Here is a 25,872-nt window from a genome sequence, read left to right as displayed (position 1 = left end):
CACTAAAACAAACTGCGTCGCAGTAAATTCAGGCCAATCAACAGAAATACATATAATATGAGCTTTTGAAAAAATGCCGTACTGAAACGTGTGCGTATTTTTTCACCAATGGCAAAGCCTATTAAAACAGGCACAAGCATAAACGCCGAAAGCTTGGCAGTTTCGAAATCCATTAAACCGTTCAGAAAATAACCAATAGTTAACGGCACACTGCCAGCAATCAACAGCACGCCTGTAGCGCGGACAAATTCTTCTTTTTCAACAGCACGCCCTAACAAATAAATTATCATTGGTGGGCCCCAGATGGTTGTCAACCCACCAGAAAAACCGCCAAGCGCGCCAGCAATCAGTTGAGCACTGCGGTCAATATGACCTGGTATGCGAGGTGCCGCATATATCAAACTGGTAAGTGCAAATAAAACAATGATTGTCCCAAGCACAAAGACCAAAACATCGGTTTCAATTGCTGCTGCAATGAATGAACTGGCGAAGATCACTACAAACAGACTAACCGCAAAGTAACGATATCGCATAAAAGCGCTGATGCCGTCACCTGCGCGGTAAACTTGCCAGATATTGGCACCAAGTACGGGAATAACGGCGAGCGTTATTGCAAGACGCGGGTCGATGAACTGTGAGAGAATCCCAATCGCAGTTGTGGGCATACCAATGCCCAGCGCGCCTTTAACAACACCCGCAATTAGAAATATAGAAAGGGCAAAGATTATCAGTTCATCCATGCCCTACTTCTTCTGGCTGGTTATAATTGCCTAGCGTATATCTACACCGCTAGTACATGTCATTCATCAAACGACAAACGTACTTTGTCCGTTTTGGGGAACGACTGACAGGTTAGCACAAAGCCTGCAGCAATCTCTTCTTTTTCAAGGCCGTAGTTCAGCGTCATATCTACTTCACCTTCCAGCACTTTAGCTCGACACGTAGCACACACACCGCCCTTGCATGAAAACGGCGCATCAACACCAGCATCTGCCATGGCATCAAGAATATTAGTTTCACCATCTGGCATGGCAACACGCTTCAGTTCACCATCAATGATGATTTCGAGCTCAGCCTTGCTTGCTTGTGCAATCGCGGATGCGCGGCGCACAGGCGCCTCTAGCGCACCTTCGCCAGTACCAAATAGTTCGCTGTGAATTTGCTTTTCATCAAGGCCGCATTCTTTAAGCGAGCCTGCAACATCCATAATCATCGCTTGCGGTCCACAAACAAAAGCGTGGTCAATTCGCTGACCTGCTAATATCCGCTCAACAGACGCTTTTGTTTTTGCGCCGTCCAAACGTCCGTTGAAGAACTCAACCTCAAGCGGCTGCTGCGACATGAAGTGGAAGAAGGTAAACTGATCTAGAAACCGATTTTTAAGCTGTGAAATCTCACTCCGAAAAATCGTACTTTCAACCGTTCTGTTACCATAAAGCAATGTAACGCGCGCATTCGGTTCAGTTTCAAGCGTTGTTTTAATGATGGAAAGAATAGGCGTTATACCACTGCCCGCCGCCACCATTAAATAATTCCTCGCGCTCTCTGGCTCCAGGTCAATATAGAAGTGACCAAGCGGCGGCATAACCTCCAGCACATCACCAGCTTTCAAATCCATGTTCGCATATGTTGAAAATGCACCCCCATCAACATGACGGACCGCTACTTTTAATTCATCGTCGGCAACACTGTTACATATTGAATAAGAACGCCTGATTTCCTGCCCTTCGATCATTGCTTTAACCGTCAGGTGCTGGCCTTGTTTATAAGCAAACAGATTTTTCTCGCCTGCGGACACGTCAAACGTAAGTGATACGGTTTCAGGTGTTTCTCGTTTAACTTCTTTTACCGTCAAATCATGGAATTTTTTCATCGATTTATTCTCACTTATCCACCAGTTTCACTCACCTAATATTGAGGCGAAGGTCAGATACATTTAAAATATTCAAAAGGTTCCAGGCAGCTTTTGCATTTATAAAGCGCCTTACAAGCCGTAGAGCCAAACTCACTAATGCGCTCACTATCTGTTGAATTACATTGAGGGCAGGAAAGAACAGGATCAATACCCAGCAAACTAGCCTTTGCTTCAGCACCATTTTCAGGCGGTGCGATACCATATTCACGCAATTTGACCCGGCCTTCATCGCTAATCCAATCCGTAGTCCACGGCGGTGTAATAACAGTATTGATGTTCGTGGTGTAGCCTTTGCTCTCAACAGCAGCCTTGATCATCGCTTCAATGATTTTAGTTGCAGGACAACCTGAGTAAGTTGGCGTCACATCAATTGTAACTATCTCGCCAGTAATACGAACATCCCGCACAATACCTAGATCAACAACACTGATAACTGGTACTTCAGGGTCATTCACTTCATGCAAAAGCGACCATATACCATCAATGGTGGGCGGCAAAACCCCCGCGTCATTGGCTGGCATTTGATATGTCGGCTCAACAACCATCAAGTTACCATTTGGCACCTGGGTAGGCGCGCTGCATATACTGCATGTCGCACAAAATATGACCAAGGTGTTCCGTATGATGCCCTAGATAACGTCCGGTTATCATTTGTAATGCTGTTGGCTTTTCAATACCGCATTCAGCCAGCAGATCATCAACAGCAGTCGTCCAAGGCGCCTCCAGTGATCGCACATCCACTGCTATACCGCCGTTGACCAGGTTTGCTTCAAAGTCTGCTAGTTCAAACATCTCGCCAGTAAAACGCCACAAGGTATCAAAGCCACGCGTAATGCGCTTCATTCCTTCATCCGTTCCGCAAGCAAGGCGAACAACCCATTCACGGGAAAAGCGTCGATGATATTGCATTTCCTTCAGTGCCTTGGCGGCAATACCAGCCAAGCGCTCGTCTTTGGAACTAGCAAGTGCCTCATACTGCAGAACCAAGAACGAAGAAACCAAGAAATGGCGCACCATAGTGACACCCCAGTCACGATTAGGCTGCTCAACAATCAACAGGTTGCGAAAGAACATCGCGTCCCGCAAGAATGATAAATCATCATCAGACCTGCCCTCGCCTTCAACTTCACCAGCATATTCAAGGAAAAGCTGCGCCTGACCAACCAGATCAAGCGAGAAGTTTGAAGCAGCAATATCCAGCTCCATGGAGGGCGCCTTACCAAGCCATTCAGCCATGCGCTGACCCAGAACAAGTGCCGTGTCACCAAGGCCAAGTGCGTATTCAAATAGCGCATTATCCGTAACGCCGTACTCTGTTGCACGTGTAAACATGTTATTCACCGTTTCCGAATTTGCCTAAAGGTTCTCAACACCGTCAGGGATGTTATAGAATGTTGGGTGGCGGTAAACCTTATCTGCCGCAGGTTCAAACAAAGCTGAATGGTCAGCTGGGTCTGAGGCCGTGATGTTCGCTGACGCGATTACCCAGATGCTAACGCCTTCGCTGCGGCGCGTGTATAGGTCGCGTGCATTTTCTAGCGCCATCTTGTCATCAGCCGCGTGCACACTACCAACATGCTTGTGTGACATTCCATTTTTTGAACGAATGAAAACTTCGTAAAGGCTCCAGTCGCCATTTGTTGGGCTACCTGTCATTGTGCCGTTCCTTATCTTTGAATTCTTATTCTGCTGCTACTGCAACGTGACGCTGTTTTGTAGCGTATGCTTCGGCAGCTTCACGTACCCAAGCACCTTCATCATATGCTTCACGGCGTGCTTCGATACGGTCGCGATTACAAACGCCATCTCCGCGTACAACAGCCCAAAATTCGTCCCAGTTAAGTTCGCCGAAATCGTATGATTGGCGCTCTTTATTCCATTTCAGATCCGGGTCAGGAATAGTTAAGCCAATTGCTTCAGCTTGCGGCACTGTCTGGTCGATGAAACGCTGACGCAGTTCATCATTAGAAAAGCGTTTGATTTTCCATGCCATTGACTGTTCAGAGTTTGTAGACGCTTCATCTGCTGGGCCAAACATCATAATTGAAGGCCACCACCAACGGTTTAATGCATCCTGCGCCATGCGTTTTTGGTCAGGCGTTCCTTCAGCAAGCGAGGCCATAATTTCAAAGCCTTGGCGTTGATGGAAGCTTTCTTCCTTACAAACACGCACCATCGCCCGTGCATATGGGCCGTATGATGTACGGCAAAGCGGGATTTGGTTCACAATTGCAGCGCCGTCTACAAGCCAACCAACCGCGCCTATATCGGCCCATGTTGTTGTTGGGTAGTTGAAAATAGTCGAATATTTTGCCCGGCCGCTGTGCAAGGCATCAACCATATCACCGCGAGACGTACCTAGCGTTTCTGCAGCACTGTATAGATACAGTCCGTGGCCAGCCTCGTCTTGAATTTTAGCGAGTAATATAAGCTTACGGCGCAAAGACGGCGCACGTTTTACCCAGTTACCTTCAGGCAACATACCAACAATTTCAGAATGAGCATGCTGGGATATCTGACGGGTTAACGTCTTGCGGTACGCCTCAGGCATCTCGTCTTTCGCTTCGATAAACTCGTCTTGGTCAATACGAGCCTGGAAAGTAGCATCCGATGGCTGAACAGGCTTTGCATTCAGTTTCTCTAAAGCTGCTGCTTTTGCCTTTTCCTCGGCCGTGCGCAGATCGGTCGTATACATAAATCACCTCATTAAGACTATAGGCTATTAAGGTAATTATAGAATTAGATGAATGGTTGGTCAATTAATTATCTAGCAGCAAGAAACTACCGGTAAACACAGCCTAGAAAACGGCTATTTTCTGCGCAAATCAAACACTCTCTGTGCCTTACCTTCTGAGCGCGGAACAGCCCCCGGCTCCATAACATCAACATCTACGGTGACACCAACCATAATTTTGATTCGTTCCTGCAGCACTTCAGCTTCAACAACACGCGTTACTGGATCAGCAGCATCGAGTGCTGCTTCAGTTACAACCTTTAACGTGTCCATTGGTCCATCACGCCTAATTTCACAATAATAATGCGGCGCAAGTTTGGGGTTTGCGCAAATGAGATCTTCGATCTGCGTCGGGAAAACATTCACACCTCGGATAATCATCATATCATCACTGCGCCCACGGATACGCGCCATTCGCCTCATATTATAGGCGGTCCCCGGCAATAAGCGGGTCAAATCGCGAGTACGATACCGAATGATAGGAAAGGCTTCTTTGGTCAGTGAGGTAAAAACAAGCTCCCCTTCCTCACCGTCAGGCAAAACCTCACCTGTTTCCGGGCTTATGATTTCAGGGTAAAAGTGATCTTCCCAAAGATGCGGGCCATCCTTGGTTTTAATAGATTCCTGACCAACGCCCGGACCAATCACTTCCGACAAACCATAAATATCAATTGCATCAATACCGAAGCGTTCTTCGATCTCGCGCCGCATTTCTTCAGTCCAGGGTTCAGCACCGTGAATGCCAATCTCTATAGATGTCGAACGCGGGTCAATACCTGCACGTTCGAAGCCATCAGCAAGCGCCAGCATATAAGACGGCGTCACCATGATAATGCGTGGTTTAAAGTCCTGAATGAGCTGAATTTGCTTATCTGTCGCACCGCCAGACATTGGTACAACCGTACAGCCAAGTCTTTCAGCGCCGTAATGAGCGCCGAGCCCGCCCGTAAACAGGCCGTAACCATATGCAACATGCACCATATCACCCGGACGACCACCGCCTGCTCGAATAGAACGTGCGCAAACCTCTGCCCACATATCAATATCGGCTTTAGTATAGCCAACAACTGTTGGCTTTCCTGTTGTTCCTGAAGATGCGTGAACGCGTGCAAGCTTGCTTTGCGGCACTGCAAACATGCCAAACGGATAATTGTTTCGCAGGTCTTCTTTTGCTGTAAACGGGAAGCGCGACAAATCCGAAAGTGATTTCAAGTCTGACGGATGCACACCTGCCTTGTCAAAAGAGGCCTTATAATGAGGTACATTTTGATAAGCATGAGCAAGCGACCATTGCATTCGTGAAAGTTGAAGTCCCATAATCTCGTCACGGGATGCATTTTCAATCGGATCTTTACTATCTGCCATAGTCGCTCACTTTTGTTTTTTAAACGCGCTCAATCAACATAGCGATACCTTGGCCAACGCCAATACACATTGTGCAAACTGCATAGCGTTCGCTGCGGCGATGCAATTCACGCGCCGCAGTTAACACAAGGCGTGCACCGCTCATACCAAGTGGGTGCCCAAGCGCAATTGCACCACCATTCGGATTCACATGCTCAGCATCGTCAGGTAAGCCAATCTCACGCATAACAGCCAAACCTTGTGCCGCGAACGCTTCATTCAATTCAATCACACCAACATCTGACAGGCTCACACCTGTCATGGCCAATAGTTTTTGTGTTGCTGGCGCAGGGCCAATGCCCATAATACGTGGCGGCACACCGGCCATAGCCGTTGCCACGATACGGGCCTTTGGCGTCAAGCCGTTTGATTTCACCGCAGCTTCAGACGCAACAATCACGGCGCATGCACCGTCATTTATACCAGAAGCATTGCCCGCAGTTACCGTACCGCTTTCACGGAAAGGCGTAGGAAGTTTAGCCATTTTTTCTGGGTTTGAACCAGGACGTGGATGCTCGTCCTCAGAAACAGTAATTGTTTGCTTACGACTAACCTGCACATCAACAGGAATAATTTCACCGTCAAAAAAGCCTTCGGCTTTAGCACGCGCTGCGCGCTCCTGACTATTAAGAGCGAAAGCATCTTGATCAACACGTGAAATACCATAATCTGCCGCTACGTTTTCAGCTGTTTCGGGCATACTATCCACGCCGTACTGTGCCTTCATCAAGCGATTTACAAACCGCCAGCCCATTGTCGTGTCAAATACGTCTGTACTACGTGAAAACGCAGATGTTGCTTTACCGGTTACAAACGGCGCACGCGACATGCTTTCGGAACCGCCCGCCACAAACAAGCTGCCCTCACCGCTCTTGATCGTACGTGCCGCCATTGAGATGGCATCCATGCCCGAACCACACAAGCGGTTGATCGTAGAACCCGGCACGCTCTCACCCATACCAGCGAGCAACACAGCCATGCGCGCAATGTTACGGTTATCTTCACCGGACTGGTTCGCGGCACCAAGATAAACATCGTCAACTGACGCCCAATCAACATCTGTATTGCGTTCCATCAACGCCTTCAGCGGCAGTGCGGCCAAATCATCAGCACGCAGGTGTGCCAAACCGCCGCCGTAGCGTCCGATCGGTGTGCGAACACCGTCACAAATAAATGCATCCATTGGAAATCTCCTGAAATAGCAGGTAACAGCTTGGGGCATCACCTGTTGAATTAAAAATTACTTGCCTTTGTATTTCGGCGCACGTTTTTCTTTAAAGGCTGTCACACCCTCAAGATAATCATCTGAAAAACCACCGATACGTTGCAGTTTGCGCTCAAGATCAAGTTGATCGCTAAGCGAATTCTGGAATGACGCATGAAATGCCTCTTTGGTTAATGCAAAACCAAGCGTCGGACGTGTGGCAAGGCTCTCCGCTAATTCTTTAGCCTCACTCATAAAGCTATCTGCAGGCGACGCCTTGAAGATCATCCCCATACTTACCGCTTCTTCTGCCATAACCGGGCGGGCAGTCATCGCCAACGCTTTGGCTTGTGCCATACCAACAAGGCGCGGCAATATCCACGTACCTGCACTATCCGGGATCAAGCCGATGTTGCTGAAAAGCTGAATAAACTTGGCTTTTTCCGATGCAATAACCATATCGCAAGCCAGCGCAAGGTTTGCACCCGCACCCGCTGCTGTACCGTTTACAGCACAAATTGTTGGCACTTTTAGCTCGTATAATTGTGTCACTACAGGGCCATATCCATCACGCAGTGTCCATCCAAGATCAGGTCGTTCTGCGCCAGGGCTCACGTTTCTGTCGTTTAAGTCCTGCCCCGAACAAAATCCTTTGCCTGCACCTGTCAGCAATAAGCAGCGAATATTATCATCAGTCTCAACAATGTTCAGCACTTGCTTAATCTCACCCAGCATTTGTGCCGTTACCGCATTAAAGAGATCAGGCCGGTTTAATGTCAGCGTACCGACACCGCTTTCAACATCAAACAAAATGGTTTCATACGACATGATGGCTCCTGTAGCTTGGATTGCAGGGATAGAGGGCCGTGCGAATTTTAATTCATTGACCAGTCATTCTGGTAATTTAAAATGCCTGTTGTGTCAATTTGGTTAGCTAACACATCAGGAGAATGTGACTGTGGATATTGAACAAACATACTTAAAGAATGCAATTGCGACCAACAATATCCCATCACGCTTTCATTCACCATTTGCGAAACAATTAGACGCAACACTCATTTCTTTGGACTTGGACAATAGTTCGATCACCTGCGCATTTACTGTTTCGGGCGAATACCTTCACGGCGGCGGCGTGGTGCAGGGCGGCATCATTGCATCCATGCTTGATTTCGCAATGGCGATGCTAAGCCTTGCAACCATCGAAGATGATTACCTGGTTGCAACAACCGATCTGCACACACAGTTCCTAAAACCGGCAATGCCCGGCAGGTTTACTGCAACAGCAATTTTCACTCGCAAGGGGCGCACAGCACACTTCTGCAAAGCAGACATAGAAAATAGCGGCGGCATTGTGGTTGCAACTGCTATCGCCACCAACATGATCATTGCGCCAAAATAGTTTATACTAATATCACTTACTGAGTGTAAGTTCAGGCAGCGTGTCGGCGCGCAAAAACCTATGTGTAGCCATCATTCTAGGATGATCACTGATGTTAGGTGCTGCGCTATGAAGAGCACGCAAATCCATAAAATAGGCATCTCCGGGAGAGCCTGTTAATTCAACAATGGACAGGTCATCTTGTTGATTTGAGTGTTTGCTGTCCTCCGACCTTAAAAGCTCACCTGACGCACTTTCAATCTCAGACATCAGCTTACAAAAGCCCGGCTTTTTTTGTATTTGCTTGGCAACATCCCTTGAACGAATAAAACCGTCATTGTTGAGAAGGCGATGAGACCCTGAAACCACGAGAGTGCCACCACCTTGCGGCTTAATCTCACTCAGCAGGATAAAAACCTGAACACCGGGCCGCCGCCCACTTCCGATACGAGCAATGTCAACATGCCAGCCATCTTTTGGGATAAACCATTCCCCTTTATTGGGAAGCGTTACAAGTATTTGTGGGCGTTTGAACATCTGATGATCAAGGTTAGCATGTTCCAGAGTACTACCGACAATTGGCTCGACGCCGGGCTCACCAAGCAGGTTTTCAACCTCCTCAATCTTGTTGCCAACCGCCTTGGCGCTATACCCTTTGTCCGGCCATTTTGCTCGTGATCGCCCCTCAAGCCGCCATTCACCGCGCCGGGATAAACCCAACGCTTCAAATCGGGACAAGATTGCGTGCCGTGCACGCGATACAGCCTGTTCTGAAAGCAATGATTTTACTTTCAATATACCATGTAAATCGAATTCTGCACGTTGCTGCTCGGTCAGCATACTTGTTATCTCTTTAACATCGTGAAGCCCATCAGGAACTATCAATTAATACACGAATAACAAGATTTCGAAGGCACACAAATAAAAACGGCATCCGCAGCGAAGCAGATGCCGTTGATGGTTATGATGTTAGTTTTTATTCTGCGCGCGCGTTAAGTGTTAAGAGCTCATAGTTTGCACACACATCATCGTCTTGGTTAGTGATTGTGACGTCCCAGCGCACTTCGCCGTATATTTGACCTGGGCGCCCTTTTTTACTTTTACACACCAAACGCACTTTGATTGTATCACCCGGATAAACCGGCTGCATAAATTGCAAATCATTCAGACCGTAGTTCGCTAGAACCGGTCCTGGTGCCGGGTCAACAAACAAGCCTGCAGCAAATGACAATAACAAATAACCATGTGCTACACGGCGACCGAAAAACGGGTTGGCGGCTGCCGCTTCCTCGTCCATGTGCGCATAAAACGTATCGCCTGTGTAATTGGCAAAATGCTCAATATCTTCCATAGACACTGTGCGCGCCTTGGTATGCAATGTGGTGCCAAGCTCAACTTCATCGAAATTCTTGCGGAACGGATGTACCGTATCAACCGCTTCCGAACTGCCTTTGGTCCAGCGATTGGTTACTGCGGTGATAATATCCGGTGAGCCTTGCACCGCAACACGCTGCATATAATGCATTACACCGCGAATACCGCCCATTTCCTCGCCGCCACCGGCACGGCCCGGACCACCGTGTTTTAGATGCGGCATCGGTGAGCCATGACCGGTAGATTCTTCGGCACTGTCCCGGTTGATAATAGCAAGCCTGCCATGGTATGCACCTGCACCCATCACGACATCACGCGCAACATTGTTGTCATGTGTAAACAGTGAAGCAACCAAACTGCCTTCGCCCATGTTGGCTAGTGTGATGGCATCATCCACTGTATCGTAAGGCATGATCGTGCTCACGGGGCCAAAGGCCTCAATATTGTGGGCCTTGAGCTTCTCGAATGGCTTGTCGCAGTACATCACCGTCGGTGCTGCAAACGCACCTTTGGCATAATCTGCATCCACGAGATCAAACGCACCTGTGCCACCGCACAGAATTTCGTTTTCTTCTGCCATCTCGTTAATTCGGTCATACACTTCGCGGCGTTGACCCATATTAGCAAGCGCACCCATGCGCACGTCTTTCAAACGTGGGTTACCGATTTTAACGTCAGCCAAACGCGCCTTCAGTGCTTCACTTACAGGTTCAACAAGGTCTTTCGGCACGATGGCGCGGCGAATGGCAGTACATTTCTGCCCCGCCTTTGTCGTCATCTCGTTCACGACTTCTTTTACAAACAAATCAAATTCAGGCGCCTCCGGTGTTGCATCAGGCCCAAGAATTGATGAATTAAGCGAGTCTTGCTCGGAAATAAACCGCACTGCATTTTTGGTAACGGCAGGATGCTGTGACAACATCATGCCGGTGGTTGCAGAGCCAGTGAACGCGACCGAATCTTGGCACGTCAGATGATCAAACATATCACCAACACTACCACACACCAGTTGCACTGCACCGTCCGGCAAAATGCCACTTTCTGTCATGCGGCGCACGACACGCTCAGTCAGATATGCAGTCCCTGAAGCAGGTTTTACTATCAGCGGTACGCCAGCGATCAGAGTTGGCGCAAGCTTTTCGAGCATACCCCAAACTGGGAAGTTGAATGCGTTAATATGAACAGCCACACCGCGAAGAGGCACCATAACGTGCTGGCCAAGAAATGTACCATTGCGTGACAATTGCTCGGTGTTGCCTTCGGTGTAGAAGGGCTCATCCGGCAGCTCGATACGTGCTTTTGATGAATAGGTAAACAGTGTCCCAAATCCACCGTCCACGTCGATCCATGTATCAGCCTTTGTACAACCAGAAGCATACGAAAGCTCATAAAATTCAGCTTTATATTCATTCAGCTTTATCGCAAGCTCTTTGATCATCAATGCACGCTGATGGAATGTCATTTTCCTGAGTGCTGGGCCGCCCACATTGCGGGCGTAATGCATCATGGCCTCAAAGTTGAGGCCTTCACTTGAAATCTGCGCAATAACATCACCTGTTACTGCGTCCAAAACATCGCGGCCATTAACCGGCGTATGCCAGTGACCTTCTGCAAAGCTACCTAAAATCACGTTGGTTACTCCCAAAATTGATGGATCATCTATGCTTGTGGTAGAATTATTCGACCGAGTAGTCAATTAATTATGCACTCATGTCATGTCCTGCCTTGACTATGCAATGCATGCCTCGCTAATTAAGAACCATCACTGGTTTAAGGAAGCATTCATGGCACGCCCCTTGTCGCCTGATTATGGTAAGCGAAAACAACTGATTCTTGAGAAATCAGCCGAGATGTTTGCCGAGCATGGTTATCATAAAGCTTCAATAGATCAGCTCGCTGATGCCTGCGGCATGTCAAAGTCTCTGATTTACCACTATTTCAAGTCCAAGCATGAATTGCTGTTTCAGTGCATGAAAGAACACGTAACTGAATTGCACACAGAAGCCGAACGCTGTGCTGCAATGGATACCCCTGCTGTGGACCGCGTCACAGCCTTGCTGAAAAACTTTATGACCTTTTATGAAAACGCGGGGCCAAGGCATCGCATTCTGGTCAACGACCTAACGCACCTGAAAGATGAACAACATCGTGAAATTGTAGCCATTCAGGACAAGATTATCCAAATCCTGAACACAATGCTCGCGGACAGCATGAAGTCAGAAAAAGCAGATAATGTTAACGGCACCGTATTGTCGTTACTACTGCTTTCAATGATCAACTGGACGTATACCTGGTATGACCCCAAAGGGCCGATCACGCCTGATCAGCTAGGTCAGCTAGTGTCGGACATTTTCATGAACGGTGTGCATTCTCTCAAAAAATAGGCGTTCATGTTGTCGCCTTCCGTGTCTCCATGTGACAAGCCGGGCAAAACATGCTTGAGTATAAGCATATCTAAATGATGGCTTTGGGGAGGGACTGTTTTGGATACGTTCATCGAAAGCACCAATGTACCAGGATTGCTTGCGATTATATTTCTAATCGTTGCTTTAGGTACATGGATGGAACGAAAGCCATGGGGCAAACATTTTCCTGCAGTATCCTTAGTTTTACTGGGCGGAGGATTACTTGCCAACACAGGTGTTGTTCCATTTCAGGCACCGCTATACAGCGCCCTTGTCGATACTTTTGTCCCGCTCGCAATACCGCTCTTGTTGTTTAAAGCAAATATACGCACAATTTTTAAAGAAGGCGGCCGTACACTTATTGCATTCTTTGTAGGCACGGCTGGAACAATACTCGGCGTTATTGTTGCTATGGCCACAGTTGATATAGGTGCCCGCGCACCAGAACTGGCTGCCATGTACACCGCGACCTATGTTGGTGGGTCACTCAACTTCGTTGCAGTCGCCGAAACAGTGCAACTCAACGATCCCACGCTTTTTTCTGCAGCCATTGCTGCCGATAATGTGGCTGGTTCCTTGTATTTAGTACTACTTGTCAGCATGGTCTCATGGCCATTTTTATACCGTTGGCTTGGACAAAAAAATATTGAAAATCCTGTACAACAAGCTCAAGAAAATACTGATACTGCCGCACCAGCTTTGGCAAAATTTGACATACCACAGGTTGCTGGCGCATTAGGGCTTGCTGCTCTCATTGCATGGTTCGGCAACCTGATCACGGACCTTATCAAGGTTCCTCATTTCAGCATCTTGTTTATAACTATATTTGCTGTGCTTGTTGCCAACGCATTTCCAAAACACATGCAAAAACTGGAAGGTGAAGCTGCAACCGGCATGCTGATGTTTTATGTATTTTTCTTTGTCATTGGTGCCGGAGCAGATATCGGTCAACTCGTGGGATCAGCCAGTACGCTGATTGTATTTGTAACAATCGTTATTGTTGTGCATCTCATTGTTTTGGTTGGAGGGTCGGCAATGCTTAAGCTGTCAGTGCCAGAGATGATAACAGGAGGCAATGCCTGCTGCGCAGGCCCTGGGTCAGCGGCTGCAGTCGCAGCAAGCCAAGGCTGGAACAATCTTGTCACACCTGGCATCATGTGCGGTGTATTTGGCTATGTTATCGCAACATTTCTGGGCGTTGCCATTCACGCCTTCTATAGTTAGTGCTTTCGAATAATGACCGCAGAGTTTTACCTGCGGTCATTTATGGTTTTAAGCTAATTGAAGTATTACCATAACGATCAAAACAACATTCGAAAGCAAACCGCCCACATAACATAATGTTCGCGGTCCACCCGCTGGCTTGCCTATGCCGGCATAATAAACCGCCCAAAACGCTAACCGAAAAACCAGGTGTATAACTGCTAGCAGGTTTACCATTTCGGCATCAACACCGACCAGCACAGCAAGTAAAACCGGAAACCCAAATGCAGGCAAGCTTTCAACCGAGTTAGCATAAGTTCGCAGCACCCTGAAGCTGAACAACGCATGGTCCCCCTGAAGTGGTGCACCGGGAACCTGTTCATTTTTAATAAACGCTAATGGTGCCCCCAGAAATGACTGTAAGAGTACAATAAGGCATAACGCTGCCAGCACGAGAAGTGCCGTTTGATATGCTGCCAATTGCGGCATAGTTTCGAGAATGGATTGCATTTCATTTCCCCCAAGTTCTGTTATTTTGTCTGCTGCTACATTTGCATCACTGGCGCAACATCCACAGTGCCGCCAATATCAAGATACGGACAGTCTGCAACCATTTTAAGAGCGTCATCGATGGATTCAGCTTGAATGATTGAAATACCGCTGACCGAACTAAGTGCCCCGGCAGCATTAACACCCTCAGCGGTTACGCCCTGAGCTTTACCAATCGGCATACCGGGATCAATTACTGCGCTACCGAGGTTTTCGGTCCATTTATGCCATTTAGCCATTTGCGCCGCACCTTCTTCCTGTGTTTCGGGCTGTTGACCACCTTGGTATGCAAGGATAAATTTCTGCATGATCTTCTCTTTCATTTAAATGAGCATCAATATTTATGCACACGCGGTTCTATCGAAACGCATGGCTTTTGGTTTAATTGCATTACGTATTTCACATTTCTATATATGTTAAAGAACATTTTTAGAAACTTGCTAGCATATGGGAAACAGGAGAAAGCTTTTGCCGTACAGCAATGCTCATAAAGAAAAGACCCGTATTAAAATTGTTGAATCAGCGCGGATTTTATTTAATCGCCACGGGTATCATGGGGTTACTATTGATATGGTAATGAAAAATGCTGGCCTCACACGCGGCGGATTTTACAACCACTTTAAAAATAAAGATGCCTTGTTTAGTGCCGCTGTATCAGGCTTTCTAATGGGGCGCGGCGCTGAATGGCGCAATGAAGCGGGCATTGAACCTGGTAACATTCACCCAGAAATGGCAACCCGTATGATTGATAGTTACCTTTCTGCAGAACACTTGGGTGATCTGGATGGGCAATGCCCCATGATCGCACTACCATCTGATGCAGCGCGCGCAACACCTGAAGTACAACAATCGTATCAGGAACTGCTTAATGCAATGGTATGGCTGTTTGAGAAAAACCTTGAACAAAATGAGGGCGAGCGGCGGCAAGATGCCCTCTCTATTGCAGCCTTGTGTGTGGGCGGCATGGTTTTGGCACGCACCCTGCCTGACTCTTCGCTAGCAAACGAAGTGCGTGCCGCAGCTCACGCTACGGCAAAACACATCAGTAAAACTTCACATTAACCACACGGGATTAAATAAGATTTTTGATATCGGAGGAAAAACTTGGATAGGCAAAACTTGAATTTTTGATGTCAGTTGCGCTTATTTTGTGTTTCATCGCCAGTGAAAATACATGAATTAAATCATCTGCATTATGACCGATCATGTGGGCACCGACTATCTGATCAGTATCGTCATCAACTAATACCATGCACCATGCAACTGACTCTGCATAGCTTTTACCGGAAAACCAGCCGCTCATATCATTTATAGATGTTTTCACATTAGCATATTTAGATTTAGCCTGCTCTTCGGTCATACCTACTGTTGCCAGTGAAGGCACCGTATAAACGGCACTTGGCAACACAGAGTAATCAGGCTTTTCAGTTGCGCCGTCTCTAATGTTGCGCCCAACTATTTGTCCTTCATAAGTTGCCGTTGGTGACAACTGCGGCGCACCGACTATAGCGTCACCGGCGACCCAAACAGAAGGGTTACTAACAGATTGAAGATGATCATTAATCACCACCCGACCAGCATCCACTTCAACACCAGCAACATCTAACGCTAACCCTGTAACATTTGCTATACGACCTGCACCATTCACAACACGATCAGCAGTCACGCTTTGCTTTTTACCGTCTTTGTCAAATGACACCTGAAGCGCCTTACCTGCTTGTTTAACACCGTCAACAGATACGCCAGTATGTACAGTCACACCCAGGCGCTCCGTTTCTGCTCGCAATTGCTGAACAGCCGCCGGCTCCATACGCGGCAACAACTCTGGCATCATCTCCAGAATAGTTACTTTTGTACCAACGCGTGCATAGACATGACTGAATTCCAGCGCGACGACACCTCCGCCTATGAAAACTACTTCGTTTGGTTGTTCCGGCTCTGATAAAACTTCATCACTGGTAATCATGTGCTCTGCACCAGAGATATTTAAGGGACGGTGTATAGACCCAGTAGCTATAACGATGTTATCGCCTTCAAGTGTATCCTCTCCAACACTGATGGTGTTTGTACCTGTAAATTGTGCAACGCCGCGGAATACAGTCCCTCTCTTCTCTGCCAGGCCAGCCATGGCATCCGGGATAAAGCCAATCATATCATCTTTGCGTTCAATCAGTTTGGCCCAGTCCAATTTTGGAGCACCAACCGATATTCCATGTACTTCCGCTTTGGAAATTTGATCCATTGCCTGAGCAGCTGCAACAAGAATCTTCTTAGGCGTACACCCACGATTTGGGCACGTTCCACCAAAGTCTTCCTGCTCGACAAAAGCTATACTTTTCCCTGCTTCAGCCAAAACAGATGAAGCCCCAAAACCAGCATTTCCGCCACCGATGATTACTGTATCAAACTTATGATGCGCCATAGATAACTCTCCCAATATGGATACATTAACGTTGTAAACTTATATATTTACAACATTAATGAATATGAAGTTATTAACGAGTTCAAATTGATTCATGAAGCGTATATGCAGACGCTATGCTTTACTGACTAACACATCACCAAGCGATGAACGTTGCATGAAATATATAGCTCATATGCCTATTTATGCATTTTTTAAAGCTGAATCAGTACCGCGTTCTTCATTGGCTTCTTTACTTGCCGGGTGCCCAAATATCCGCAAATGCAATATAGCCAAAGCCGGCAATGTGAAAATCAACACCGATGTACCGATGATAATTCCAAAACCCAGAGAAACCGCTGTAGGCACCAAAAATTGTGCCTGAACACTGGTTTCCAGAATGATGGGTGTTACGCCAAGGAAAGTTGTAAGAGTGGTCAGCAATATGGCGCGAAAACGCTCAAGCGTGCTTTCGATAACAGCGGTTATATGATTATCACCTTCTGCAATTCGGTCGTTAACGAAACTAATAACCATCAATGAATTGTTAATGATAACACCGCTCAAACCAATAACACCAAACATGCTCAGGAGCGTCAAATTCATGCCCAGCATTGCGTGCCCAACAAGTGCCCCCATAAAGCCAAACGGGATGGCCATCATAACAATGATAGGCTGTGTGTATGACTTAAAGCTAAGCGATAACAGCGTGAAAATAACCATCATCGCCAGCATGAAATTGCGAGCAATAGCAGGTGCTGTTTTCGCTTGTTCTTCCTGATTACCAGAGAGAGTGATATCCAGACCGTCAAAGTTAACTGCCTCACGCTCTTTGATGTCTACCAGAACATAATCTGTAGCTTCACCGGCAGTAATGCGCGCAGTATCTACGTATGCTGAAACCGTATATATCCGCCGACCACCAATACGCTTTATCGCTGCTGGCGCCGGTTCAATGGTGAGATCAGCCAAGCTAGCAATAGGGATAAAAGCATCCCCCACTTTGACGCGCAGGTTTTTCATAGCAGCAAAGTTGGAACGCTCGTGCTTCGGTAATCGTACGCGTACCTGAATTTCTTCTCGGTCACGTTGCACACGCGTTGCTTCCGCCCCAAAGAATGCGGCGCGTACTTGCTGTGCTAAATTCTGCTGCGTCAAACCATATGACCGCGCAAGAGGTTTCAAAGCAATGCGCACTTCGTCAGTTGTGCGAAAACGATCATCGCGCACATCATACACACCCGGCAGTGCTTTTAGCTCATTGTGAATAAGCTCGACAGCACTTCGCGTGTCACTATCAAGACGCGTACTAACTTCAAGCTGAACAGGTGCACCGGGCGAAACCAAATCCGCTGTAAAAGTTAGTTTTTGCGCACCTGGTATTGTGCCCAGCGTTTTGCGCCATTCATTTTGAAAATCAGTCGCAGAAAACTGACGCGATGCTGCGCCCTTCAATCGTGCAACAATATAGGCTTTATTGGCTGCCGCACCGCCGTCAGTGGTCGCTTCACCGCTTTCAAGAGCAAGTGATTGACCAAGTGACCAAAACACGCCGTGTAGTGGATCACCCTCGTCGTTAAATGCTTGTGCGGCTTCTTCAGCACCGTCCGCAATAATTTCAGCAAAGCGAACAGTTTGCTCTTTTGATGCAGATTCCGATAGTTCGAGCTCTGCTGTGACATAGTCGCCCTCAACTGCCGGGAAAAATACAAATTTCACTGTGCCGCTTGAGATCAAAGCCAGTGAGCCCATAAAAATGCCAAAGGCAACAAGAACAGTTGCGAGCGGGTTGCTTGCACTGAAAGTAATCGCTGTCCGCATTGGTCCTTCGGTAAACCTGCGCAAACGAGATGCAAACCAATTGCGAAACGGGTCAGCAAGACGCCGCAACGAGTATCTACCCGGCTTATCTGCGCTAAGATGCGCAAGATGTCGTGGCAGAATGAAGAAGCTATCAAACAACGACAATAATAATACAAAGATAACAACAGCCGCGATTGGCCCAAGAAACTGCCCAAAAGTACCTGGCAAAAACAGCAATGGAACGAAAGCTACAATGGTTGTAAAAACCGAAAAAAGCACGGGTGTTGAAACACGCAATACACCTATACGCGCAGCTTCTTTCGCTGTCACATTCTGATTACGCCACGTACCATGGATATTTTCACCAACGACAATGGCATCATCCACCACAATACCAATTGCCAGAATGAAACCAAACAGTGTCAGTTGATTAATCGTAATACCAAATACGCCCATCAGCGTGAATGCACCAACAAACGCGACAGAAACACCAAACGCCACCCAACCTGCAATGCGAATATCGAGAAATGCCATCAACAAGCCACCAACCAGCAACAATCCCAAAGCCGCATTCTTAGATAAAAGATCAATACGTTCCTCAAGCAATATAGATTCGTCGCGCCAAAACTCGGCTTCAATACCAGCAGGTAGAACACCTGCTATTTCATTTTTCATATAACCGCGCACCGCAGTTGCCAAATCAAGCAATTGCTCATCGCCCGTCCTCGACACGGAAATGAAAACTGCAGGTTTACCTTTGTAAGCTGCCCTGACAGGCGTTTCGGCTAGGTCATCAGAAACCGTTGCCACATCGCCGAGATAAATAGGCGTGCCCGTTGAACCTGCTCCGAGCACAACAGTATTAAATTCAGCCCCAGTACGGCGCTCGCCAGTAGCACGCACGAGCAGTTTCTGGCGATCATTCTCAATTTCACCGCCAGACAAATCCAGACTTTGGGCTGAAATGCGGTTGGAAATATCAACCAAAGACAACCCAAGGGATTGCTGTGTTGCCTCACTAACAGCAATATCGATCAGATATTCAGGAACACCTGCAACCGTTACCCGAGAAATTTCAGCTTTATCTGCTAAATCCGAACGCACACGCTCTGCCACTTTTTTGAGTTCGCCTGCGTTTTTGTCGCCGTAAAGAATGATCCGCGCAGCTAGCTCGTCCGCCTCAACATGAACCACCTGCGGTCGTTCAGAGCGAAGCGGAAAAACAGTAATTCGGTTAATTTCAGTTTGAATATCATCCAGCATTTCAGGAATGCTTTCGCCTTCCTTCAAGTCAACGATCACGCTTGCTACACCAGATGCCGCTAGTGCTGTAATTTTGGACACGCCTTCCATACCTTCAAGCCGCTCTTCGATCGGCTTAACGATAGAGGTTTCAACCTCAGTTGGGGTTGCTCCCGGATATGGCACTGTAACTGAAATCGCATTCAGTGTAATTTTGGGAAAGGTCCGCATATTCAGCGTTTGCATGGATAACAAGCCGGATATAATAATCACAACCGCAAACAGGTTTGCTGCCACACGGTTTTTCAGGCACGCTTCGATCAGTTGTTTCATGATTTAAACTTCTCTGCTTTCTAGCGTACTGTACTACGAACATCGGCAACTGCAGTTCGCTGGACAGCTTGCACACGCATGCCCTCCACTTCTTCCGAAAGCAGCGTTAACATTATGTGATCATCACCAAGGGCATTTGGGGAAGTGACAAAAATACTGTCATTATCCGTATTGATAACATCTACATCTCGGCGTGCCAGCACACCGTTTTCCACGGCCCAAACATACGCATTTTTACGCACGCTTCCGGCAGGTAAGCGCCACACCTGCTGATCAGACAACACCTGTATTTGCAATGTCATAAAGTCGTTGGCGAAAATTTGCCCCGCATTTTCAGCAGCAAATGCATCAGGAAAAACACCAACAACCAAAGCCGAGCGAGATGTTTCATCGATTGACGGTGAGAATAAATCAATTGTGCCGGTCAAGCGACCTGAGCCAACGGAACCTGCGTTGGGAACTGCTGTAGCAATCATCTGGCCATTATTGCGCTTTAATGTTTGCGCAACTGCCGCTGCTTCGTTGGGCGCTAAACCTGCAACAAGCTCACCCAGGCGTGTGTCGATGATAAGTCCAAGGGTTTGACCCGGCGAAACATATGTATCCTGTGATACATCTTCGGATACGACCAAAGCAGGAAACGGTGCACGTACCGTAACACGAGAAAGATTTTCCTCAGCGCGTTTTAATTGGGCTTTCGCTTGAAGGAGATTAGCTTCAGCGCTTGCCAAGTCAGCAACTGCCTGATCGCGTGACGCTTCAGATACAGCACTACTTTGCGCAAGTTTCTGTCGACGGTCATTATCAAGACGCGCGCGAAGCACCGAAGCTTCAGCACTTGTTATTTGCGCTCTTGCACTTGCTACATCAGCTTCGAAATCGGACGCATTTACTTTAAACAATATGTCGCCTTGGTCTAAACGACCACCAAGAACAAATTGCGGATTTACATATGTTATTTTACCCGCAACTTCACCAACGACAGACAAGGCTTGCCGGGAACGCAATCGGCCAGGAGCTTCTATTATATAATGACCGTCAGCAGCGGCAGCTGCAATCGTTTCAACCGCTGGACCACGGTCAACAGCATTAGCATTGTCATCCGTTACGCTACGCCCGCCAAAAGCTGTCATTGTCATAATGCCAAGGCCCATAACCGCTGCGCCAACAACAAGTGCTACCCGTGATTTCGTTTTTGATGTTTCTTCGCCTTGCATGGCATCCTCGATATCTTTTTCTATTTGTTTTAATGACGATTATGTACGCCGTTTATTGACGCACCAAGTCATGTTTTGGTTGCATTATTTAATAGTAGTGCACGAATGACTCTTTCGAGACCGTCAGAAAAAGCCTGTCTGTTTTCAGCGCTATAGAGTAGCCCTTTTGACGCTACAAACATTGCAAACATTGCATCCTGAGCCTGCTTGTTATCTTCAAATAAACCTTCCGAGACAAGTACTTCAGCAATGTCTGCGTTGAATTGTCGCTGCATAAGCTCCACCTCATCAGCCCCTTCAACATTCACCATGGCTATCACTTCATAGCTATGCGGGGATGAACGCAGTGCATCAACATGTTGGCCAGCGGCACAATCAAACGCATTCAGCAATCTGGCATGTATTGATTTGCCATCTTCTTCAATGGCAGCGCGGGCAGCATCAAACGATTCATGCATCATTGCGTCGACAACTGCCTTGAACAAAGCCTTCTTGTTCTTGAAACGGTTATAGATTGCCTGCCGCGACATACCAACGGCGCGAGCAACATCTTCCATAGAGGTTTTGCGAAAACCATAGCGGATGAAAACATCCATTGCTTTTGAGAGTAGCTCGTTCCCATTCACGACCATAATTCCTATGCGATACAAAGTTTACAAATATAGCATTTTTTGTAAACTTTGACACATATGGCAACCGCCACCGAGAGAGTCAAGGTGATACACTGTTTATTTCTTTTTAGACGGAACCCTAAATCTAATATCCTCACAAATCAGTAGTGACCCGCGCTAGACTAAGCTGACCTATTTTCTCGCATTTCAGCACTTTTAAATGAACACACCCAATCATAACAGCAGATAAATCTTATGATGGAGTACGGCTCACAAGCGTTCACACGCTTAAGTTGACATTTCAACTATCGTTTAATTCATTTTTTACTATTCCCAATTAGCGTGCACACAGCACTCGTCTCTTGGGGAAGCGTGGGTGTGCTGAACTTGTTACGAGCTGGGCAGCTTGAACCATGTATCTACAAAAGGGAAAAGCTCCCATGGGTCTTAGGGGCTAAAGTGAGAATTCGAATTAAAATACCTGTCTTCGCCATTGCGTTACTTATGGTCTCGACAATTACGCTCGTTTTTATTGCTTCCAGTCAAATGCGAGCAGCACTTAAAGAAGAAGCACAAAACAAGCTTAACTTGAGCCGTACGGCAAAAGCCTTGGAAATAGAAAACTATTTCACAACGCTTCAGAACAATTTACGCCTTACCGCCTCCAACCCAACCACAGCAGGCGCACTAACAGACTTAATGGACGCTTGGTCAGACTTTGACACGGAACAATCTAGCCAATTGCACATTCTTTACATCGACAATAACCCGCATAGCAAAGAACAACGCCTCAACCTAATCACAGCTGGAGATGACAGTTATTACAGTTCGGTGCATGCTGTCTTTCACCCATGGTTTCGCTCACTTCTAGACGATAAGTTATTACATGATGTGCTGCTTTTCGATCTTGAAGGCAACTTGCTTTATAGCGTTGCCAAAAAACGTGATTTTGCCACCAACTTCTATACTGGTGAATGGAAAGATACTGGCCTCGGTGAACTCTATCGCTCTATCTCTACCGCAGATGATAAAACCCAAATTGCAATTAGCGATTTCGCTCCTTACGCACCCAGCGCTGGAGAAGCCGCAAGTTTTCTTGCGCGGTCAGTACTAGATGCAGACGGCGAAAAGATAGGCGTTCTTGCTTATCAAATCACAACTGAACAACTCAACAAAACCATGACACAGCGTACAGGGCTTGGAGAAACCGGCGAAACATATCTGGTTGGCCCCGACAAGCTTATGCGCAGCGATAGCCGCTTTAGAGACGAGTCCTCCACCTTGCAAGAAGTTGTTGATACGGAAACTGTAAGACAGGCGCTGAACGGAGAAGCTGGCGTTGGTATTTTTGAAAACTATGACGGAACACCGGTTATTTCATCCTTTCAACCATTTGAGTTTAACGGCACGAAATGGGCTTTAATTGCTGAGATAAATGAACACGAGTTAGATCAGCCAATCGAAGAAAAAATATGGGTTCTACTCTGGGCTTCATTTGGTGTAATTCTTGTTTTGGGCGGCGTTGGCTATGTTGCAGGCATTAAAATAGCAACCCCTATTTCCCGCATATCAGAAGTAGCACGAGAGCTGGCAGACGGAGCGCTGCAAACAGCTATTCCCTATAATGATCAAAAAGATGAAATGGGCGAACTTTCAGGTGCCATCAGAAAATTCCGTGACAGTGTAAGTGAAGCAGAACAGCTAAGGCTAGCAGCAGAAGAGGCCGAGGATAAACGTCAAAAAGCAGAGATAGAAGGCCAAAAGCGCGAACAGGAACGCGCAGCAGAAGAACAACGTAAACTTGACGAAAGTGAACTGAGGTCTGCGGAGCAACAAAAACTTCAGCGCAAGGAATTAGCTGCACAGTTTGAAAAACAGGTTGCATCCATTGTTGCAACATTAACTTCAAAAGCCGAACTCCTTAAAGAATCAGCCAACCTGGTCGACAAATCTGCCCGTGAAATGTCTCAGCGATCCGGGGAAAGCTATATTGACAGTCAAGAAGCAGGTGAGAGCGTAAGCTCTGTTGCTCAAAGTGCGGCTGAGATGAATGATTCAATTGAGGCAATCAATGAGAAAGTAAGGGCCGCCTCGGCAAATACACAATCCGCTAATGAAGCAGCCAGTGAAGCCGTTGCGCAAGTCGAAGTATTGGACAGTGTCGCCAACAATGTTGGTGATGTTGTTAAACTAATCAATGACATCGCTGAACAAACCAATTTACTGGCCCTGAATGCCACCATCGAAGCTGCACGAGCAGGCGAAGCAGGTAAAGGATTTGCCGTTGTAGCCTCTGAGGTGAAGAGCCTCGCAAACCAAACTGCTAACGCAACTCATGAAATAGAAAAACAAATTGATGACATGCTGGCTGCCACAGGCACTACGACAAAATCTGTGCGCGGAGTAACCAACAAAATTACTGAAATCGATACGATCGCTTCTGAAATTTCAACCGCCGTGGAATTGCAAACGAGCAAAGCCTCCACAATAGGACAATCCGCTTCTGCTGCAGCGGAAAGAACGGTCAGAGTAGCCAACAGTATTGACGGCGTGGGCTTGGCAGCTCGCGCCAACGCCAGCATCATGTCTTCTGTGGACGATGCTGCAACAGAGTTGTTGGAGTTAGCAATTGGGCTCGACAATCAGGTTAAGCAATTTGTGAATGAGATGCGCGGTTAATAGGGGGCCAGTGCTGATAAATGAGAGATACAATGAAACCAAAGATATCCAGGACAATGATAATTTTTGTGACAGTCATCGCGGCAAGTATGCTGAGCTCTTTGGCTAATGCCGATAGCGCATTAATGCGAGATGGCTTCAAACGCCCTACAGACATTCCCTTCCCTGAAGAAAATGGCTACACCGATGCAAAAGCTGTGCTTGGAAAAATGCTGTTTTTTGATCCTCGCTTATCACGGGAAAATAATATCACATGTGCTTCATGTCATAATCCAAGCTTTGCCTGGGAGGATGCACAAACAACCAGTGTCGGCACACCCATGTCTCGCCTGGGGAGGCATACGCCTACTGTACTCAACCTTGCCTGGGGAGAGTTGTTCTTCTGGGATGGACGTTCTGAATCACTTGAAGAGCAAGCCCTTGGCCCTATTCAGGCTGGCGGGGAAATGGCTCAAGATTTGGACCTTCTAATTGCAGAACTCAAAGCTGTTTCCGGCTATGTGGACATGTTTGAAGCAGCGTTCCCAAGGGAAGGCATAACAGCAGAAAACATCGGCAAAGCCATCGCAACTTATGAACGCACAATTGTTTCTGCAAAAGCACCTTTTGACCACTGGATTGAAGGAGATGAAAACGCCATTAATGCTGCTGCAAAACGCGGTTTTGAGCTGTTCAATACCAAAGCTAAATGCGCATCATGTCATGATGGCTGGAATTTTACCGATTGGAGTTTTCATGACATTGGACTTGGTGACGCTGACGAAGGCCGTTACGAGGTTTTAGATATAGATGTCTTGAAACATTCATTCAAAACCCCCGGACTCCGCAACATCAATGAGCGCGCACCTTATATGCACAATGGCAGCCTCGCCACGCTTGAAGAAGTGGTCGAACACTATGACAGTGGTTTTGTAAAACGCGCATCCTTATCAAGCGAGATGCAAGAGCTTAACCTGACTAAGGGCGAAAAACATGACCTTGTTGCTTTCATAAAAACACTCAGCAGCAATGATCCACAAGTTTCATTGCCTAAATTGCCTAACTAATACTTCAAAAGGATACATAATGCTTTCAACGCCATATAAAAACGCAACGATTTGCCTCGGCTTATTGGTTGCATGTACAGCCCCTTCTTTTTCTGATGATAGCGTTAAAGTTACTCAGAAAGGCAAGCAATTCTCGGAGAAGCAACTTTCCCTGAAAGCAGGGCAATCTGTTCTGTTTGTTAATGATGATAATGTTGCACACAACGTCTACACTATCATTAAAGGAAAAAAACAAGATCTTGGGCTACAAAAGCCAAATGAAGAAAATTCAATAGCATTCGAACAAAGCGGTACGTACCGCGTCCGTTGCGCTATTCATCCAAAAATGAAGATGGTTGTTAAGGTGGAGTAATGATTTACCTGACAATCATTTA

Annotated in this window: 24 protein-coding genes; 7 read left to right on the top strand and 17 right to left on the bottom strand. The window is 47.0% G+C overall.

From position 1 onward, the window contains the following. Window positions 1-2: 2 nt before the first annotated feature. The 9 genes from OEU88_RS08545 to OEU88_RS08505 all read right to left on the bottom strand — a co-directional run bounded on the left by OEU88_RS08545 (window position 3) and on the right by OEU88_RS08505 (window position 8,085). Window positions 3-740, bottom strand: coding sequence for a sulfite exporter TauE/SafE family protein (locus OEU88_RS08545; protein ID WP_262694735.1), 738 nt, complete (start codon window positions 738-740; stop codon window positions 3-5). A gap of 59 nt (window positions 741-799) precedes the next feature. After that, complete coding sequence (gene paaE / locus OEU88_RS08540) at window positions 800-1,873, bottom strand: 1,2-phenylacetyl-CoA epoxidase subunit PaaE (RefSeq protein WP_262694734.1); 1,074 nt, start codon at window positions 1,871-1,873, stop codon at window positions 800-802. Between the two features lie 53 nt (window positions 1,874-1,926). Beyond that, the gene (gene paaD / locus OEU88_RS08535; RefSeq protein WP_262694733.1) at window positions 1,927-2,460 is read right to left on the bottom strand and encodes a 1,2-phenylacetyl-CoA epoxidase subunit PaaD; all 534 of its coding nucleotides are present in this window, start codon (window positions 2,458-2,460) and stop codon (window positions 1,927-1,929) included. Between the two features lie 4 nt (window positions 2,461-2,464). After that, the gene (paaC, locus tag OEU88_RS08530) at window positions 2,465-3,247 is read right to left on the bottom strand and encodes a 1,2-phenylacetyl-CoA epoxidase subunit PaaC (protein ID WP_262694732.1); all 783 of its coding nucleotides are present in this window, start codon (window positions 3,245-3,247) and stop codon (window positions 2,465-2,467) included. A gap of 24 nt (window positions 3,248-3,271) precedes the next feature. Then, entirely contained in the window at window positions 3,272-3,571 is a 300-nt protein-coding gene (paaB, locus tag OEU88_RS08525; protein ID WP_262694731.1) for a 1,2-phenylacetyl-CoA epoxidase subunit PaaB, read from the bottom strand. 25 nt (window positions 3,572-3,596) lie between these two features. Beyond that, on the bottom strand, window positions 3,597-4,610 hold the full coding sequence (gene paaA, locus OEU88_RS08520) for a 1,2-phenylacetyl-CoA epoxidase subunit PaaA (protein ID WP_262694730.1): 1,014 nt from the start codon (window positions 4,608-4,610) through the stop codon (window positions 3,597-3,599). A 114-nt stretch (window positions 4,611-4,724) separates the two neighbouring features. Continuing rightward, complete coding sequence (paaK, locus tag OEU88_RS08515; protein ID WP_262694729.1) at window positions 4,725-6,014, bottom strand: phenylacetate--CoA ligase PaaK; 1,290 nt, start codon at window positions 6,012-6,014, stop codon at window positions 4,725-4,727. 19 nt (window positions 6,015-6,033) lie between these two features. Next, window positions 6,034-7,236: a 3-oxoadipyl-CoA thiolase gene (gene pcaF, locus OEU88_RS08510; protein WP_262694728.1), complete on the bottom strand. Its 1,203-nt coding sequence runs from the start codon at window positions 7,234-7,236 to the stop codon at window positions 6,034-6,036. Window positions 7,237-7,293: 57 nt separating this feature from the next. Further along, window positions 7,294-8,085 carry an enoyl-CoA hydratase-related protein gene (locus tag OEU88_RS08505; RefSeq protein ID WP_262694727.1) on the bottom strand — a complete coding sequence of 264 codons (792 nt, stop codon included), beginning with the start codon at window positions 8,083-8,085 and terminating at the stop codon, window positions 7,294-7,296. Between the two features lie 130 nt (window positions 8,086-8,215). Here OEU88_RS08505 and OEU88_RS08500 point away from each other — a divergent pair, with 130 nt between their 5' ends. Further along, the gene (locus tag OEU88_RS08500; RefSeq protein ID WP_262694726.1) at window positions 8,216-8,656 is read left to right on the top strand and encodes a PaaI family thioesterase; all 441 of its coding nucleotides are present in this window, start codon (window positions 8,216-8,218) and stop codon (window positions 8,654-8,656) included. A gap of 12 nt (window positions 8,657-8,668) precedes the next feature. Here OEU88_RS08500 and OEU88_RS08495 read toward each other — a convergent pair whose 3' ends face one another. Next, a complete protein-coding gene (locus OEU88_RS08495; protein ID WP_262694725.1) occupies window positions 8,669-9,475 on the bottom strand; it encodes a phytanoyl-CoA dioxygenase family protein in 807 nt (268 codons plus the stop codon). Between the two features lie 136 nt (window positions 9,476-9,611). Beyond that, entirely contained in the window at window positions 9,612-11,639 is a 2,028-nt protein-coding gene (gene paaZ, locus OEU88_RS08490) for a phenylacetic acid degradation bifunctional protein PaaZ (RefSeq protein ID WP_262694724.1), read from the bottom strand. Window positions 11,640-11,793: 154 nt separating this feature from the next. Between paaZ and OEU88_RS08485 the strand changes: the two genes are divergently transcribed. Together OEU88_RS08485 and OEU88_RS08480 are read left to right on the top strand one after the other, a co-directional pair. Beyond that, window positions 11,794-12,393, top strand: a complete 600-nt coding sequence (locus tag OEU88_RS08485) for a TetR/AcrR family transcriptional regulator (protein WP_262694723.1) — start codon at window positions 11,794-11,796, stop codon at window positions 12,391-12,393. A 99-nt stretch (window positions 12,394-12,492) separates the two neighbouring features. Continuing rightward, window positions 12,493-13,638 (top strand): DUF819 family protein, encoded by a 1,146-nt coding sequence (locus OEU88_RS08480; protein WP_262694722.1) that lies wholly within the window; start codon window positions 12,493-12,495, stop codon window positions 13,636-13,638. Between the two features lie 48 nt (window positions 13,639-13,686). On the opposite strand, the gene OEU88_RS08475 is transcribed toward OEU88_RS08480, so the two are convergent. Together OEU88_RS08475 and OEU88_RS08470 are read right to left on the bottom strand one after the other, a co-directional pair. Continuing rightward, window positions 13,687-14,127: an MAPEG family protein gene (locus OEU88_RS08475; RefSeq protein WP_262694721.1), complete on the bottom strand. Its 441-nt coding sequence runs from the start codon at window positions 14,125-14,127 to the stop codon at window positions 13,687-13,689. Between the two features lie 35 nt (window positions 14,128-14,162). Further along, on the bottom strand, window positions 14,163-14,474 hold the full coding sequence (locus tag OEU88_RS08470) for a YciI family protein (protein ID WP_262694720.1): 312 nt from the start codon (window positions 14,472-14,474) through the stop codon (window positions 14,163-14,165). Between the two features lie 139 nt (window positions 14,475-14,613). On the opposite strand from OEU88_RS08470, the gene OEU88_RS08465 reads away from it, so the two are divergent. Beyond that, a complete protein-coding gene (locus OEU88_RS08465; protein WP_262694719.1) occupies window positions 14,614-15,228 on the top strand; it encodes a TetR/AcrR family transcriptional regulator in 615 nt (204 codons plus the stop codon). A gap of 10 nt (window positions 15,229-15,238) precedes the next feature. Here OEU88_RS08465 and OEU88_RS08460 read toward each other — a convergent pair whose 3' ends face one another. From OEU88_RS08460 to OEU88_RS08445, 4 genes are all read right to left on the bottom strand, one after another. Then, window positions 15,239-16,588, bottom strand: a complete 1,350-nt coding sequence (locus OEU88_RS08460) for a dihydrolipoyl dehydrogenase family protein (protein WP_262694718.1) — start codon at window positions 16,586-16,588, stop codon at window positions 15,239-15,241. 183 nt (window positions 16,589-16,771) lie between these two features. Then, window positions 16,772-19,945, bottom strand: a complete 3,174-nt coding sequence (locus tag OEU88_RS08455; protein WP_262694717.1) for an efflux RND transporter permease subunit — start codon at window positions 19,943-19,945, stop codon at window positions 16,772-16,774. Between the two features lie 20 nt (window positions 19,946-19,965). Further along, the gene (locus OEU88_RS08450) at window positions 19,966-21,162 is read right to left on the bottom strand and encodes an efflux RND transporter periplasmic adaptor subunit (protein WP_262694716.1); all 1,197 of its coding nucleotides are present in this window, start codon (window positions 21,160-21,162) and stop codon (window positions 19,966-19,968) included. Window positions 21,163-21,230: 68 nt separating this feature from the next. Then, window positions 21,231-21,788, bottom strand: coding sequence for a TetR/AcrR family transcriptional regulator (locus tag OEU88_RS08445; protein ID WP_262694715.1), 558 nt, complete (start codon window positions 21,786-21,788; stop codon window positions 21,231-21,233). Window positions 21,789-22,232: 444 nt separating this feature from the next. Here OEU88_RS08445 and OEU88_RS08440 point away from each other — a divergent pair, with 444 nt between their 5' ends. Genes OEU88_RS08440 through OEU88_RS08430 form a run of 3 tightly spaced genes read left to right on the top strand, consistent with a single transcriptional unit; the run spans window position 22,233 to window position 25,850 of the window. Next, window positions 22,233-24,452 (top strand): methyl-accepting chemotaxis protein, encoded by a 2,220-nt coding sequence (locus OEU88_RS08440; RefSeq protein WP_262694714.1) that lies wholly within the window; start codon window positions 22,233-22,235, stop codon window positions 24,450-24,452. A gap of 32 nt (window positions 24,453-24,484) precedes the next feature. Next, window positions 24,485-25,498, top strand: coding sequence for a cytochrome-c peroxidase (locus OEU88_RS08435; RefSeq protein WP_262694713.1), 1,014 nt, complete (start codon window positions 24,485-24,487; stop codon window positions 25,496-25,498). A gap of 19 nt (window positions 25,499-25,517) precedes the next feature. Next, window positions 25,518-25,850, top strand: coding sequence for a cupredoxin domain-containing protein (locus tag OEU88_RS08430; RefSeq protein WP_262694712.1), 333 nt, complete (start codon window positions 25,518-25,520; stop codon window positions 25,848-25,850). Window positions 25,851-25,872 lie beyond the last annotated feature (22 nt).

This window comes from Kordiimonas aquimaris, assembly GCF_025574485.1.
Lineage (GTDB): Bacteria > Pseudomonadota > Alphaproteobacteria > Sphingomonadales > Kordiimonadaceae > Kordiimonas > Kordiimonas aquimaris.
The sequence above is the reverse complement of the archived record's forward strand: the minus strand, read 5'-3'. Positions and strand labels throughout refer to the sequence as shown.

Coding starts and splice junctions, on each gene's coding strand:
- OEU88_RS08545 (WP_262694735.1), bottom strand. CDS start 740: ATGGATGAACTGATAATCTTTGCCCTTTCTATATTTCTAATTGCGGGT.
- paaE (WP_262694734.1), bottom strand. CDS start 1,873: ATGAAAAAATTCCATGATTTGACGGTAAAAGAAGTTAAACGAGAAACA.
- paaD (WP_262694733.1), bottom strand. CDS start 2,460: ATGGTTGTTGAGCCGACATATCAAATGCCAGCCAATGACGCGGGGGTT.
- paaC (WP_262694732.1), bottom strand. CDS start 3,247: ATGTTTACACGTGCAACAGAGTACGGCGTTACGGATAATGCGCTATTT.
- paaB (WP_262694731.1), bottom strand. CDS start 3,571: ATGACAGGTAGCCCAACAAATGGCGACTGGAGCCTTTACGAAGTTTTC.
- paaA (WP_262694730.1), bottom strand. CDS start 4,610: ATGTATACGACCGATCTGCGCACGGCCGAGGAAAAGGCAAAAGCAGCA.
- paaK (WP_262694729.1), bottom strand. CDS start 6,014: ATGGCAGATAGTAAAGATCCGATTGAAAATGCATCCCGTGACGAGATT.
- pcaF (WP_262694728.1), bottom strand. CDS start 7,236: ATGGATGCATTTATTTGTGACGGTGTTCGCACACCGATCGGACGCTAC.
- OEU88_RS08505 (WP_262694727.1), bottom strand. CDS start 8,085: ATGTCGTATGAAACCATTTTGTTTGATGTTGAAAGCGGTGTCGGTACG.
- OEU88_RS08495 (WP_262694725.1), bottom strand. CDS start 9,475: ATGCTGACCGAGCAGCAACGTGCAGAATTCGATTTACATGGTATATTG.
- OEU88_RS08485 (WP_262694723.1), top strand. CDS start 11,794: ATGGCACGCCCCTTGTCGCCTGATTATGGTAAGCGAAAACAACTGATT.
- OEU88_RS08475 (WP_262694721.1), bottom strand. CDS start 14,127: ATGCAATCCATTCTCGAAACTATGCCGCAATTGGCAGCATATCAAACG.
- OEU88_RS08470 (WP_262694720.1), bottom strand. CDS start 14,474: ATGCAGAAATTTATCCTTGCATACCAAGGTGGTCAACAGCCCGAAACA.
- OEU88_RS08465 (WP_262694719.1), top strand. CDS start 14,614: ATGGGAAACAGGAGAAAGCTTTTGCCGTACAGCAATGCTCATAAAGAA.
- OEU88_RS08460 (WP_262694718.1), bottom strand. CDS start 16,588: ATGGCGCATCATAAGTTTGATACAGTAATCATCGGTGGCGGAAATGCT.
- OEU88_RS08455 (WP_262694717.1), bottom strand. CDS start 19,945: ATGAAACAACTGATCGAAGCGTGCCTGAAAAACCGTGTGGCAGCAAAC.
- OEU88_RS08450 (WP_262694716.1), bottom strand. CDS start 21,162: ATGCAAGGCGAAGAAACATCAAAAACGAAATCACGGGTAGCACTTGTT.
- OEU88_RS08435 (WP_262694713.1), top strand. CDS start 24,485: ATGAAACCAAAGATATCCAGGACAATGATAATTTTTGTGACAGTCATC.
- OEU88_RS08430 (WP_262694712.1), top strand. CDS start 25,518: ATGCTTTCAACGCCATATAAAAACGCAACGATTTGCCTCGGCTTATTG.